Origin of the sequence: Allomuricauda sp. CP2A, from assembly GCF_001683915.1 — a bacterium.
GTDB lineage: Bacteria > Bacteroidota > Bacteroidia > Flavobacteriales > Flavobacteriaceae > Flagellimonas.
Window position 1 is genome coordinate 203,932 of the sequence record NZ_LXTT01000026.1, and the last position, 14,924, is coordinate 218,855.

10 protein-coding genes are annotated in these 14,924 nt (G+C 44.8%); 2 read left to right on the plus strand and 8 right to left on the minus strand.

Features of this window, described 5'->3' with window-relative positions; translation table 11 throughout:
* Window positions 1-52: 52 nt before the first annotated feature.
* Window positions 53-2,314: a TonB-dependent receptor gene (locus A7D14_RS03645; RefSeq protein ID WP_067030063.1), complete on the minus strand. Its 2,262-nt coding sequence runs from the start codon at window positions 2,312-2,314 to the stop codon at window positions 53-55.
* Window positions 2,315-2,403: 89 nt separating this feature from the next.
* Between A7D14_RS03645 and A7D14_RS03650 the strand changes: the two genes are divergently transcribed.
* On the plus strand, window positions 2,404-3,060 hold the full coding sequence (locus A7D14_RS03650; protein WP_176712354.1) for a metal-dependent transcriptional regulator: 657 nt from the start codon (window positions 2,404-2,406) through the stop codon (window positions 3,058-3,060).
* Complete coding sequence (locus tag A7D14_RS03655; protein WP_067030069.1) at window positions 3,060-3,881, plus strand: ZIP family metal transporter; 822 nt, start codon at window positions 3,060-3,062, stop codon at window positions 3,879-3,881. The genes A7D14_RS03650 and A7D14_RS03655 overlap by 1 nt, the downstream gene beginning before the upstream one ends.
* Window positions 3,882-3,884: 3 nt before the next feature.
* On the opposite strand, the gene A7D14_RS03660 is transcribed toward A7D14_RS03655, so the two are convergent.
* The 7 genes from A7D14_RS03660 to A7D14_RS03690 form a co-directional block, all read right to left on the minus strand.
* Window positions 3,885-5,012: an efflux RND transporter periplasmic adaptor subunit gene (locus A7D14_RS03660; protein ID WP_067030071.1), complete on the minus strand. Its 1,128-nt coding sequence runs from the start codon at window positions 5,010-5,012 to the stop codon at window positions 3,885-3,887.
* A 2-nt stretch (window positions 5,013-5,014) separates the two neighbouring features.
* A complete protein-coding gene (locus A7D14_RS03665) occupies window positions 5,015-9,364 on the minus strand; it encodes a CusA/CzcA family heavy metal efflux RND transporter (RefSeq protein ID WP_067030074.1) in 4,350 nt (1,449 codons plus the stop codon).
* A gap of 79 nt (window positions 9,365-9,443) precedes the next feature.
* The gene (locus A7D14_RS03670; protein WP_067030078.1) at window positions 9,444-9,842 is read right to left on the minus strand and encodes a hypothetical protein; all 399 of its coding nucleotides are present in this window, start codon (window positions 9,840-9,842) and stop codon (window positions 9,444-9,446) included.
* Between the two features lie 90 nt (window positions 9,843-9,932).
* A complete protein-coding gene (locus A7D14_RS03675; protein ID WP_255307379.1) occupies window positions 9,933-12,995 on the minus strand; it encodes a VPS10 domain-containing protein in 3,063 nt (1,020 codons plus the stop codon).
* A gap of 131 nt (window positions 12,996-13,126) precedes the next feature.
* Window positions 13,127-13,618, minus strand: a complete 492-nt coding sequence (locus tag A7D14_RS03680) for a hypothetical protein (RefSeq protein WP_067030081.1) — start codon at window positions 13,616-13,618, stop codon at window positions 13,127-13,129.
* 6 nt (window positions 13,619-13,624) lie between these two features.
* A complete protein-coding gene (locus A7D14_RS03685; RefSeq protein WP_067030084.1) occupies window positions 13,625-14,101 on the minus strand; it encodes a hypothetical protein in 477 nt (158 codons plus the stop codon).
* A gap of 3 nt (window positions 14,102-14,104) precedes the next feature.
* Window positions 14,105-14,863, minus strand: a complete 759-nt coding sequence (locus A7D14_RS03690; protein WP_067030087.1) for an SDR family NAD(P)-dependent oxidoreductase — start codon at window positions 14,861-14,863, stop codon at window positions 14,105-14,107.
* Window positions 14,864-14,924: the final 61 nt, after the last annotated feature.

A 14,924-nucleotide genomic window follows, 5' to 3' on the forward strand; every position in this document is an offset into this window, starting at 1 on the left:
AGATAGGGAAGGGGGCAGATATTTGTTGATAGCCCTATCAAATTCTTCCTAGTTAAAAAACCGTATACCGCAATCCAAAGAACCCACGGATGCCTTGGTTGGGGCCGTACACGTAGGCGGGGTCAAAAGTAAGGGCGTAGGGATTGTTCGGTGTAGCCACGGCATTGCCAGAACTGTCAAAAGTCACTTCTTTGTCAAATGGGTCGTTGGCTCGGGCAATGATAAAGGGATTGCCCCGGTTCGGCGTCCAATCCAACAGGTTTTTGATACCTCCGTAAACTTCAAAATTATTTAACCCTTTGTAGGTAAACTGGATGTTTTGGATGCTCCACGTAGGCGAATATTCCTGTCTCGGGTCCAGGTCACCCAAAAGCGGCAATCGCATGGGGCCGTATAAATTTCCCGTATAGTCCGCTGTCAATTTTAGCGAGTGAAAGGTGTACGATAAATTCCATGTAGCGGTAATACTTTCGGTTAGAATCTGTTGTTGGGTCACTCCATTTTCAGTGCTGCTCACATCCTGCCAAGTGGCGCCTACCATAATCTTAAAACTGCTCGGGAATGCAACATCCAAATTGGCACTCACCCCTTGCGAAACTGATTTTCCATCCAGATTATCATAAATGATTTGGTTGGGATTGGTCTCGTAATCGGGCAGGATTACGTTGGAAAAACGGGTGTAAAACACAGAAGCGTCTAGACCGATGAAGGTGCCGTTGTCGCTGTAAATTTTCTTCAAATAGTTGAGATTGACGTTCACGGAGCGTTCGGGTTTTAACTCTTCAGCAATAATCACTTCCCGCGAACCTGTGAGGGCCGCATGTTCCTCAGTAAACAAGTTGACTACACGAAACCCCGTTCCTGCATTCACCCGAAAAATATCGTTATCGGAAATTTTCCATTTGTAAGCAGCTCGGGGTGTGAAAATATTGCCGTGTCTTTGGTCATAATCATATCGAAGCCCGCCCAAAAAGGAATGTTTGGGCGCAAAACTGTATTCATCCTGCGCAAAAAGGCTCGGAATCCAAATGTTATCGGCCTCAGTGGTCGCGGGTGTATTGTCGTCATAATAATTGTAACGAATCGCACTTCCGAACAGCAAATCGTGATTGCCCGCGGTTTTGTCCCAAGTCAATTGGGCAAAACCTATTCGCTGGTCGGCCAAATATTCCGTATCGCCATACACCGAGTTCTGGTTGTGGTCGTTATAAGAGAAAGACAAGAGAAACTTTTCGTCCAAAGGCAACTGATACTTTCCCAGCACTTCCCATCTGCGGGTGTAGATGCTTTCGCCATAAATTTCATCGCCACCGCGAAACTCTGGTGTCCATTGCATTTCGCCACCCCAACGGTCCTCATAAAAAAAGCGTCCCGCCAAAGAGAACAAACGGTTATTACTTCGCTCAAAATCCCACTTTTGAAAAATGGATATACGATCTTGTAGCGTCAAATCGGTAAAATTGTCGCCATTATTGTCTACGGGAACGTCATAATTAAAGTAGTTGAGTCCCAAAAGCAGGTTTGTTTTGTCTCCAACCGAAATTTTGCTTCCCACATCCAAATTGTACTCGCCCCAACCCGTGGCAAAGCCATCGGCAAAAAATTCGGGAGCGCTCAATGCATTTTTGGTAATGATATTGATCAAACCACCAACCGCTTCACTTCCGTAAAGTGAAGAAGCAGGACCTTTTACAATTTCAATCTGCTCAATCAATGAATTGGGAATACCCGTAAGGCCATAAACCGTTCCCAAACCACTTACAATGGGCATCCCGTCGATAAGAACCAAAGTGTATGGCCCCTCTAACCCGTTGATGTGAATATCTCCCGTGTTGCACACATTGCAATTGATCTGCGGACGCACCCCGTTGACGTTCTGGAGTGCATCAAAAACGCTCGCCGTAGGGTTCTTTTTTAGAAAAGTAGGGGAATAGACCTCGACGGGTACGGGACTTTCCAATCGGCTAACGGGTTTAAGGGTGCCCGTGACCACGGTTTCATCCAAACTTTGTGCAGAGGGTTCCAGTTGTATGTTGATGGTTTTGGATTCATTGGTGCTTACGCTGATTTTGGTTTGATACGATTGATACCCCAAAGAGGTTACCAACAATACATAGTCGCCTGGCTCAACGTTTGCCAACTCAAATAGACCATCAATATCCGTAGCAGCTCCCATTTCGGTTCCTTTCAACACCACATTTGTCAAGGGTATTGGTTCTCCGTTGTCCGTCACCTTGCCGCTTATCGAAGCTGTTTGTGCAAAACCGAATGTTCCGATCAATCCGATTAAAAATGGTTTAATGAGTCTGCTCATGAATTTAAGTTGATGTAAAATTAAATTTAGACAAAACTAAAAATAGGTTTTGATAAATAAAAATGTATTTTTGAAAAAATATTTTTTTGATGACCCGATCAGAAGAAAACTATTTGAAGACAATCTTCCATTTGGGGGGAGGCGATTCCAAGTCCATAACCACCAATGCCATTGCGGAGCAAATGGAGACAAAGCCGTCTTCCGTAACCGATATGGCCAAGAAATTATCGGAAAAAGGATTGGTGGATTATGTCCGGTACCAAGGTGTTTCGTTGACCGGTGCAGGGGTAAAGACAGCTTTGTCCATCATTAGAAAGCACCGATTATGGGAAGTTTTTTTGGTGGAAAAATTGGATTTTACTTGGGATGAGGTACACGAGGTAGCCGAGCAATTGGAGCACATCAAAAGTGAAAAGTTGATTGACAAAATTGACGAACTCTTGGAATTTCCCAAATATGACCCACACGGCGACCCCATTCCCACCAAGGACGGAAAGTTTCAGGAACGTGATGAAAAATTACTCAGCGAAATGCCCATCAATTCCAAAGGAATATGTGTGGGGGTAAAGGATTCCTCCGTACCCTTTCTTAAATTTTTGGACAAGAACAAAATCGCTTTGGGAAACACGATCAAAGTAATGGACAAAGAAGATTTTGATAATTCCCTGCGTATTCAAATGGAGGGCAAGGAAATGCGCATATCACACCAAATAGCGTCTAACCTTTACGTAAAAAAGAACGATTGATGAAAGAAGTAATACACTATTTTCAGGAAATAGACCCGGTATTGGCAGCGTTGTATGCGACGCTTTTTACATGGGGACTGACTGCTGCCGGGGCAGGCCTTGTATTTTTGTTCAAAAGTCCAAAGAGGGCTTTGATGGATGGAATGTTGGGCTTTACGGGAGGTGTTATGGTCGCTGCGAGTTTTTGGAGTCTTTTGGCACCAGGCATTGAAATGAGTCCCGGTGACGGTTTTGTTAAGGTGATTCCAGCAGCTGTCGGCTTTTTAATGGGTGCTGCCTTTATTTTTGGGCTCGATAAAATTTTACCCCATTTGCACATCAATTTTAAAATGGACGAAGCGGAAGGCGTAAAGACGCCCTGGCACCGCACCACGCTACTGGTCTTGGCCATTACCTTGCACAATATTCCCGAAGGATTGGCGGTAGGTGTCCTATTTGGGGGTGTTGCTTCTGGCTTTGAGGGCGCAACCATTGGTGGTGCTGTAGCTTTGGCCTTGGGTATCGGTTTGCAAAATTTCCCTGAGGGTTTTGCCGTTGCCGTACCAATGCGCAGGCATGGCCTCAGTCGAAGAAAAAGTTGGATGTACGGTCAGGCCTCGGCCTTGGTAGAACCCATTGCAGGGGTATTGGGGGCTTGGGCCGTTCTTACTTTTGAGCCAATACTTCCTTATGCCCTTTCGTTTGCCGCGGGTGCCATGATTTTTGTGGTGGTGGAGGAGGTGATTCCCGAGACCCAACAAGACAAATACACCGATATCGCCACAATGGGCTTTATCGGTGGATTTATAATTATGATGACACTGGATGTAGGACTGGGGTAAATGCTATCCCCCAATCAAATCAAAAACACCCTTGGTCAAGAACTGATCAGTTTCGGTTAGTCCTGTTGAGATGATTTCGGTATGCCCACCATAGGTATTGCCTTGTTTTACGGCAACACGTTCAAAGGTGTATCCCCCCCCTTCTTTATTCACCAATTTAAGTACGTAGGAGGTGCCCTCTGATTCAATTACCGCTTCTTCCGGTAAAGAGAGGGTTTTGATGGTGTCCGTCATAATTTTGGCATCCACGAACATGCCTGGGAGGAAGTTTGCCTCTTCCTCGTGTTCCAAGTGCCCATGTACCTTAATGGATCTTTTGGCATCGTCAATTGAGGTGCCCACCAAATAAACTTCTGCATTAAAGGCTTCTTCGGATGCTTCTGGAATCCTGAACTGGATTTTCTGCCCTTTTTTCACCTTTAGGATATCCTTTTCAAAAACCGTGAGCTCCAAGTGTACATGTTCATTGCTCACAATCTCCAAAATCTCGGTAGCTGGGGAAACATAGCTTCCCTTGGCCACATTCATTTTTGTGATGCTTCCCGAGATAGGGGCATAAATGGCCGCTTGTGATGTAATGTTGCCCTGCTCTACATTACTGGGTGATATGTTCAGCATTTGCAATTGCTCCCGCAAGCCTTGGTAACGGGCCTTGGCTGTTTCATAATTACTCTTGGCCTGAAGAAAGTTCTTTTGCGAGGCGATTTTTTCTTCAAAAAGGGTTTGGTTTCTTTCAAACTCGGCTTTTAAATAATCCAATTGAGTGAAAATCTCTAGATATTCTTGCTGCATCTTTAGGAATTCCTGACTTTCCAGAACCACTAAAAGCTGTCCCTTTTTTACTTGGTCACCGACCAATAATGCGGTTTTTTTTACGAAACCACCCATAAAGGCCGTTACACTAGCCCGGTTTTCGGGCGGTACATCTATCATCCCAGAAGTCTCCACCATTTTGGGGAAGGTTCTTTTTTCCATTGGACCAATAGTGAGGTCATTGGTGTCGAATTGATCTTGTGTGACCACGATTCCTGTTTCTTCTTCTTGCCCTTCGGAAACAGATTCTTTGTTGTTTTTATTGCCACAGCCCATCAATAGAAGGAAAACAGCGGCTATTTGAATTATATTTTTCATTGTTATAATGTTATTGTCAAGTAATTAATGGCGATTACAGTTTGATTGTATTGGTTGAGCACATCCAAATAATTGAGTTGGATGTCGTATGCGTTTTCCAAACTTTGAATGTATTGGAAAAAGTCGATTTCCCCGTTTTGAAAGTTTCCAGAGGCCGCTTTCAAAATCTGATCGGAAAGTTGACCGCCTTCATCTTCGTAATAGGACAGTTCCTTGGCCTGTTGTTCCAATTGTCCCAACAAGGTTTTGTAACGCTGGTTCATCGCAACGGTAATTTCGGTATTCTGCATTTCCGTGATTTTGGTCTGGATCTTGGACGATTTCACCTTGCTACTGTGTCCAAAAAAGAAAAGGGGAATACGAACACCCAGCTGAATACCGTAGAGCGATGTTCCCAAGCCCTTGTTGGTCCCTTGAAAATACTCCAGGTTCAGGTCGGGCAGCAATCTATTTTCCTCCAGACTCTTTTGGGCATTGCTCAGTTCTTGGCGGTTGTCCAAAAAGGAAGTTTCCGTTTCCAACATTCCTTGCGCATTCAACACCCTAAGTTTTTGTGGTTCTTCATCCACAATTTCCAAGGTGTCCTCAATTTGCACCAAGCTCACAATCTGATTATAGGTGGTGAGTAGTTGCTGCTTTATTTTGGAATAGGTGTTCATGATTTGCCGTTGCTTGGCCGTAGCCGTTACCTTTTCCAGATAATTGGTCTCCCCGAGTTCAAAACGTCGGTTGGCTGCGTGCGCAAATTTGCTGTAAATACTATCCAACGTACTATAAAGCTTTGCTTTTTGGTTCAAGGTCTGGTATTGGTAGTACGCAATACTCAGGTTTTGGTACAGTTGCTTCTTTTTTATTTCGAACGATGATTTTTGAAGCTCATAGTTCGATTTTTGAAGCCTATTTTTTGCACCGTACACTGTAGGAAACTCAAACTGCTGCTGTGCCCCAAAAACTTTAAGTGGGGCTCCGTTCAAGGCTAGATTGTTCTCATCATATTGGTAGTAAACATCCGTTTTGTCAAACATAAAAGCGGTTCCTTTGAGGGTTTCCGCCTGATCTACCAGTAAGGATTCTGCTCGGATTCCCTTATTGTTTTCAAGGCAAAGAGCCATTAAATCTTCCAAATCCAATTTGGTTTGGGAAAATCCTGAAACTGAAATCAACAGCAGTATGACGGTCAATGTGTTCTTTTTCATCATTTTACGTTCTTTCCTTCTTTTTCTCATCCCACGGAATTTAATGTTGTGGGTGTACGCATATAAAACAGGCAATACCACCAAAGTGAGTAGGGTTGCCGTTACCAATCCACCGATGACCACTGTGGCCAAAGGTCGCTGTACCTCGGCCCCGGCATTGGTGGAAACCGCCATGGGCAAGAAACCTAGGGCAGCTGCAGAGGCGGTCAACAACACGGCACGGAGCCTATCTTTGGTACCTTGTTTGATCAAATCTTCCATAGAATTGAAATCACTGCCCTTCAGTTCCTTAAAATGTTCAATGAGCACAATGCCGTTCAGTACCGCGATACCAAAAAGAGCTATAAATCCAACTCCAGCGGAAATGCTAAAAGGCATGTCCCTTAACCAAAGTAATAGAACCCCTCCAACGGCAGATAATGGAATGGCCGAGAAAATGAGCAAGGCTTCTTTAACAGAACCAAAAGCAAAATAGAGCATGATAAAGATGAGCAACAAGGCAATGGGTACGGCAACCATCAACCTGGCTTTCGCATTTTGAAGATTTTCAAACTGGCCACCGTAGGTGATGGTGTAGCCAGGTGGTAATGTGATGTTTTCGTTGACCAAGAGTTGCACATCGTCCACCACAGATTGAAGGTCTCGGTTCCTTACGTTGATACCGACAACGATTCTTCTTTTTGTATCGTCACGGGAGATTTTTGCCGCACCTTTTTGGTAGGTGATATCAGCCAGCTCGCTCATGGGAATTTTTCCACCGTTGGGAATATCAACATAAAGGTTTTTTAAGTTGGAAATATCCTGACGGTTTGCAGCATCCAACCGAACGGCCATATCAAACTGTCGTTCGCCCTCAAATACACTACCTACCACTTTTCCTGCGAATCCCATCGAAATCATTTCGTTGAGGTCTGCTATGTTGAGTCCGTGGCGTGCAATTTTGGCCCTGTCAAAGGAAACGTTCATTTGCGGAAGACCTTCCACTTTTTCCACAACAATATCGGATGCTCCCTCCACATTTTGGATGAGATCTTTGATTTCGTTGGCCTTTTTGTTCAAGGTTTCCAAGTTTTCCCCAAAAATCTTGATGGCAATATCGGCCCGGACCCCGGTAATCAATTCATTGAATCGCATTTCAATGGGTTGGGTGAATTCAACCTCCATTCCCGGAATTACGGTGAGGGCTTCTTTGAATTTGTCCGCTAATTCATCCTTGGTTTTGGCCGAAACCCATTCATCTTTAGGTTTTAGAGTGATAATTACATCGCTTTCTTCCATGGACATGGGGTCGGTGGGCACTTCCGCGGCACCGATACGGCTTACTACTTGTTTTACTTCGGGAAACTGATTCAATAAAATTTTCTCGATCTTGGTGGTCGTCTCAACCGTTTTTGCAAGCGATGTACCCGTCTTTAGTATGGGTTGAATCACAAAATCACCTTCATCTAAAGTGGGCACAAATTCGCCTCCCATGGAAGAGAACAGTAAAACAGCTCCCACCAACAATGCGGCCGCTAATGAAAGCACCAATTTTTTACTTTTCATAGCCCATTCGATGACAGGCCCATATTGCTTATTGATCCAGTTGACCAAACGTGTGGAGATGCTTTTTGCAGATTCTTTGGATGGCTTCAGGAACATGGCCGAAGCAACGGGCACATAAGTAAAACACAAAAGAATTGCCCCTAACAAGGCAAAGCTAAACGTTAGGGCCATAGGCTTGAACATTTTGCCCTCTACACCGCTCAGTGAAAGAATAGGGATAAATACAATCAAGATGATAAGCTGCCCAAAGACTGCGGAGTTCATCATTTTCGTGGCACCTTCCAATGTTATGGTATCCTTGATGGCTTGCGTTTCATTTTTCCCCAGATTGGCAAGCTGTACTTTCTTTTGGGTAATTTGGAAAGCAATGTATTCCACAATGATGACCGCACCATCTATAATGATACCGAAATCAATCGCACCAAGGCTCAACAAGTTGGCATCCACACCAAAAAGGTTCATCAAGGTCAGTGCGAACAGCAAACATAGTGGAATTACCGATGCCACTACAAGGCCCGAACGCCAGTTGCCCAAGAGCAAGACCACCACAAAAATGACGATCAAGCAACCCAATATCAAGTTCTCGGTCACGGTAAAAGTGGTTCTGCCAATAAGCTCGCTTCGATCCAGAAAAGGGTTGATGTAAACGCCTTCGGGCAGTGATTTGGAAATGGCTGCAACTCGTTCCTTAACGGCTTCGATTACCCGTTTGGAATCTGCATCCTTCAGCATCATAATTTGCCCCAGGACTTTTTCACCCTCACCGTTTCCGGTTATCGCACCAAAGCGCGGGGCACTACCAAAACCTACTTCGGCAAGGTCCTTAATATATATAGGGATGCCATTTCTGGTGGTTACCACAATGTTTTCAATATCGGAGAGGCTGCTCACCAAACCTTCGCCTCGAATAAAATAGGCTTGGTTCACTTTTTCGATATAGCCACCACCGGTAACACTGTTGTTTTTTTCCAATGCCGTGAAAACCTCCCTGGCGGTAATATTGAAGGCGTTCAATTTTTGGGTTTGAATGGCCACTTCGTATTGTTTGAGATGACCTCCCCAGGTGTTGACCTCCACAACACCGGGAATTCCGGAAAGTTGTCGTTTTACGATCCAATCTTGGATGGTCCTGAGTTCCGTTGCATTGTATTGATCCCTATATCCGGGCTTCACATCCAAAATGTATTGATAGATTTCGCCCAATCCAGTGGTGATCGGCCCCATTTCTGGGCTTCCAAATCCTTCAGGTATTCGGCTTGATGCAGATTTTATCTTTTCTGCGATAAGTTGTCTGGGCAAATATGTCCCCATATCATCCTCAAAGACGATGGTGACCACCGAAAGGCCAAACTTGGACACGGAACGGATTTCCTTAACGCCCGGTAAATTTGCCATTTCAAGCTCAACAGGGTAAGTGACAAACTTCTCCATATCTTGTGTGGACAAGCTTCTTGATGTTGTTATTACCTGAACTTGGTTGTTGGTGACATCGGGAACAGCCCCAATGGGTATTTGTGATAGTGAGTATAACCCAACTAGGGCTATAGCCGCTGTAAAGAGAAGAACAATGAACTTGTTCCTTATACTAAAGTTGATAATTTTTGAAAACATGATTCATAGAAATGATAGCATTATTAATATGGAATAAGGCCTGCTAAAAAGGTGTTCAGCAAAGCTGAAAAACTATGAACTATGCGAATTTAGGCGGCTGGAAAGGGCCATCTCCCCAAATCAGGGAGTAGAATATTTGATAATGAAAATTGCCTTTAGTGGTAACGGGAATCTCAGAGCGTGAATTGATAAAATTATCTGACCCTAGAACAAAAACCAAAGGCTGCGCACATTGGGTTTGATGCTGAAAAGGTAGCTTCTCATGTTCTTTCTGTTCCTCTTGATGTTTTTCGCTGTGTGAAGCCTTGAGTTCCCCGTAATGCTTGGAAACAAAAACCATAAAATTATCACCATATTCCTCGTTGTGGAATTGGTAGTGCTCAACAAGTTGCCCAAGTTCAACCAAATCCTTAAAATGGATGTTGACGCTTTGGAGCAAAATGAGCAATGCGGTACCTATGATAACTATTTTATTCATCCTAGCACTGTAAAATTACGAATAATACGTTGCAGGATAAACACTTGGGGTCAATTTAGAATGAGTCTCATTTTTAAAAACCATGAGGCCCTACTGGGCCTCGATAGTTGAAATTCCGTTATCTTTTAAAACAGTGTTTACTTTGGGCAGGTCTTTTTCAAGTATGTTGTTGAGTTTGGCCATATGACCGTCCAATTCCTCCGTGAACTCATCAAAAACCACATAAGCAGCATCCGTTGGTCTGGCATCACCGGTCTCAATACTGCGTTGCAACGCGTTGAATCTATTGTTCAGCTTTATGGGAAAGTTCAAAGGGTCCTGTCCCGATTGGTTTTTGGTTTGATAGAGATCTTCTTCTATTTCGGTCAGGCTTTCCATAAAATCTTCGGATAGGTTTTTAAACTTTCTGCTGGAAACACCTTTGCCCAAACTATCCAATTGTTTGCGGATACTTCTGATTTTGATTACCGCTTCGTTGGCGGTGGTGGCTTTCTCCGTGATTTTGGAAGCCAATTCAAACTGTTCTTGAAGGTCTTGCGCGGTCACTCCCTTTAAATTTGGGTTCATCGTAATCTTGAAAGGAGCGGTTTCCACCACTTCATCACCTATTTTCATATTGATTTTATAAGTTCCCAATGGTGCTATTGGACCTCTATCGGCCTTGGCGCCCCAGATAATAATGCCGTCAAATGTAGTGGGGCCCGGGTAGCGAAGGTTCCATGCAAAGTTGTTCAACCCTTTTGCCGTGGTGGGTTTGGTGCTGGCATTTCCGCCCCACCAAGAGGACTCGGCCTTTTCTTCATATTTGGGTTTATTTCCTCCAAAAGAATCGATAAGATTGTCATTGGCATCCAAAATTTCAAAGGTAATGGTGTCCACTTGCTCCTGAAGGTGGTACTGGAAAGTGGCATCATAAATGCCCCTGATGGCATCTGTGGGTTTGAATAGTGTTTGTTTTTTGTTCATCAATTCTTCTGAATATTCTCGGAACGGTTGAATATCATCCAAAATCCAAAAACCTCTACCATGGGAGCCCAGCACCACATCGTTGTCCTTGATGACCAGATCCCGGATGGGGGTGTCAGGCAAGTTCAATTGAAGCGATTGCCATTGTTCACCATCGTTTATGGAGAAATAAACCCCATGTTCGGTAGCTAGGAACAATAGCCCTTTCCTTTGGTGGTCTTCCCGAATGGCACGGGCAAAATGCCCGGATGCTATTCCGGTGATGATCTTGGTCCATGTTTTTCCATAATCATGCGTTTTGAAGACATAAGGCTCCCTGTCATCCACTTGGTACCTGTTGGCGGCCACATATAAGGTTCCAGGATTGTGAATGGATTCATCAATAATGCTCACCCTTGAAAACTTTGGCAAAGCTTCAGGAGTAATATCGGTCCAGTTTTTACCACCATCGCGGGTAATGTGGATTTTTCCATCGTCCGATCCTGCCCAGATGGTGTTGATATCATGATTGGATGGTGCCAAAGCAAACACCGTGGCATAGATTTCTGGCCCGTTCATGTCCATGGTGATCACACCTCCTGTTTTGCCCAAGGTTTCCGGGTCGGCATAGGTAAGATCTGGACTGATTTTTTCCCAAGTCTGCCCATCGTTGGTAGTCTTCCAAACGTGCTGCGAACAAGTGTACATTACATTGGGGTCTTTTGGTGCGAACATGATGGGGAAGGTCCATTGCCAACGTTCCGGGAGGGCACTTGCTGGCTCTCCGGAGAAAAACCGTGGATACACCTGAATATCCCTGACCTGTCCATTGCTCCGGTCATATCTTGTGAGCAAAGCTCCTTGGCTTCCCGCATAAAAAATATCTGGGTTGGTAGGGCTTTGGGTGATCCAACCACTTTCACCACCCCCCACGGCATAGTACCATCCGTGGTTGGGTCCGCGAGCTTGCATGAAATCCCATCCATCGCTCGGCATGGCCAAGGTAGAATTGTCCTGTTGCGCTCCCACTACATGATAGGGGACATCGCTGGTGGCCATTACATGATAAAATTGTGAGGTGGGATAGTCCTGCTCGGTCCACGTTTTACCTCCGTTTATACTTACTACACCACCCCCATCGTTGGAACTTATCATCCTATCGGGATTATTGGGGTCGATCCAAAGATCATGATTATCGCTGTGGGGCACTTCAATTTCAGTGTCGAAGGTTTTGCCACCATCCGTAGATTTAAAGAAACCAACGTTCAACCCATAAACCACATCTTTATCCTTTGGGTCGGCATAAATTCTGGAATAGTAAAAGGCGCGTTGCCTCAATTTGCGTTCGTTGTTGGTGAGTTCCCACGTTTTTCCTGCATCATCCGAACGGAAAACACCGCCTTCATTGGCCTCTACAATGGCCCAAACCCGGTTGGAGTCCACAGGGGAAACCGTTACCCCAATTTTACCAATAGGCCCCTTGGGCATCCCCGGGTTTTGGGTAAGGTCGGTCCACGTTTCACCACCGTCGGTGGATTTCCATAATTTACAATCTGGTCCGCCACCCCACATTTTCCAAGCTTTCCTGTACACTTGCCATGTGCTGGCATACAAGATATTGGGATTATTTCGATCTATGATCAAATCAGCAGCACCCGCTTTGTCACTGACATACAATACTTTTTTCCAAGTTTTACCTCCGTCTGTGCTTTTGAACACGCCGCGTTCCTCATTTTCGCCATACGGATGCCCAAGAGCTGCCACATAAACAATATTTTCGTTGGTGGGGTCTACTCGAACCCTTGAAATGGCTTGGGTTTCTTCCAAACCAAGGTGGGTCCAAGTCTTTCCACCATCCGTTGTTTTATAAACCCCATCGCCTTGGGTAATGCTTCCCCGCAATTGGGTTTCGCCCATTCCAATGTAAACCACATCGGGATTGGTTTCAGCAACCGCAACGGCACCCACGGAGGAACTTGATATCTGCCCATCGGTCACACATTCCCAAGTATTTCCACCGTCTATGGTTTTCCATAAACCGCCTCCAGTGGCACCAAAATAGTATTCGTTGGGTCTGGAAGGGCTTCCAGCACACCCCAAGGTTCTACCTCCACGATCGGGGCCGATATTCCGCCATTCAAAACCGCTATAAAAACTGGTGTCAACAGCTATGGTATTTTGGGCATTTTGTATTTGAACAAGAAACATTGAAAGGAGACAAGGGAGAAATACCCGCATCTTCATTGAGGTTGGTTGAGATTTCATCATGGAATTTTGAGTTGAGTCGTTAGTCAAAACCCCAATTTACTCAAACTTTTTGAATTGGATGGGTGCTCCCATCATAGTTCTGGATCGTCATAATTGAGTCCAGGTGGATTAAAGAGTCCCCAACGGTCCAACGTGTAGTTCCAAGGGTCAAAAGTTTGTACCCATTCGGCAAATAAGATTCTGAATTCCTCAATTTCTTTTCGCAACAACTCAAGATACTCGGTATGTTTGAAACCCCACATTTCCAGCCCTGAACAGCCAGTCTGGATTTCGTGGGCGGCTTTTCTGATTAGGGTGGCGTTTTCCATACGGATGGCATAGAGATCACCTCCCTCGGCCCCTGCAATTTTGGGGCAAATGAGCATGGCATCGTTCCGCAGTTGTTCGGCGTGGTGACGCAACAGGCCCAATTCCGTTTCTTCGAGAGACGCATACTCCTCCTCATCATTTACCAAGGAAGCAATTTTATCAGCTAGGTCAAAAATGAGCCACCCTTTTTTGTAAATGGGCATTTTTTCAAATTCCTCGCTGCTTTTGCCGGGTTCATCATTGTCTTCAAACATGGTTTTTTAGTGATTTAACTGTTGTAAAATTAGCCCGTAATCGTGCTGGAGATCTTCATGAAGTGTGGGTATTTTTTTTCGGATGTAGTCCAATTGTCGGCTATACAGATTATGGAGTGCCATATTTTTGCGAATGGAAGGGGTAAAGGCATTCAGTTTTTGGCAGAAATATAGGAGCAGTTCCACTTCCGTTGCCTTATTTCCAGAGTAGCGAATGTACTTTTTGATGGTGCGAAGTATTTTCCGAACACTTTTTTTGATGTAGAAGTAGCTTTTGATGTTGATTTCAGCAAACATTCCATCCACCTCTTCTTTTACGGTTTCAATATAACCTTCCTCATTGTCAGCCTCAAAAAGCAAATAGGTGAGCAGTTCCTTGTTCTCTTTTTTGAATCGGGCCAAGCGCAAGCAGAGTTGCAACACCTCATCTTGGGATTTAAACTGGAGTTCCTTTTTCAATTGGGCAACGGTGGCAGCCTTCATAGATTAACTTCTTAGGTATGATGCTCCGTTCACATCGATGATAGTCCCTGAAGAGTAGGCCGCTCCGTCCGAAGCCAAAAACAAAATGGCATGGGCCACTTCCTCTGGACGGGCCATTCGCTTAAAGGGGGATTCACGGAGGAGATTTTCACGTTCTTCAGGGGTGAGGGTCTTTGCTGCCATTTCGGTTTCTGTAAATCCAGGGGCAACGACCCCAACATAAATATTGTGTGGCGCCAATTTTTTGGCCAAGGATTGACTCATGGAATTCAACGCAGCTTTGCTGGCCCCGTAAGCAGGCTTGGTGGGCTCGCCACGGAAAGCTCCCCGCGAGGAAACATTCACAATATGTCCGCCACCCGATTTTATCATGGCCTGAGCACCCCAATAACAAAGATTGGCCGCAGCAAAGAGGTTGGTTTCAAAGGTCTTTTCCCAAGCGGTGGTCCAATGGTCAAAATCCACCGAATCAATTTCATGAAAAATGGAAATCCCTGCGTTGTTCACTAACACGTCCAATTGGCCATAGGCTTTTACAAAATCTTCAATAAGGGCTTTGGTTTCCTTTTTTTGGGAAATGTCCCGTTTAAAAAGTTGATGGCCTTCCCCGGGCAGCTCCTTCAAAGTGAGTTGGGCCGCTTCATCATTGCTTCTATAATTGAGACCCACTTTGGCCCCTTTTTGGGCAAAGGCGATGGCCGTGGCTTTTCCGATGCCTCGGGAGGCCCCAGTGATGAAAACATTTTTATTGGTAAAATCCATACTATTAAATTGCTTTTCAAAGATAATAGGAAAGTATCGTCTTGAATCCTAAATGGAATTG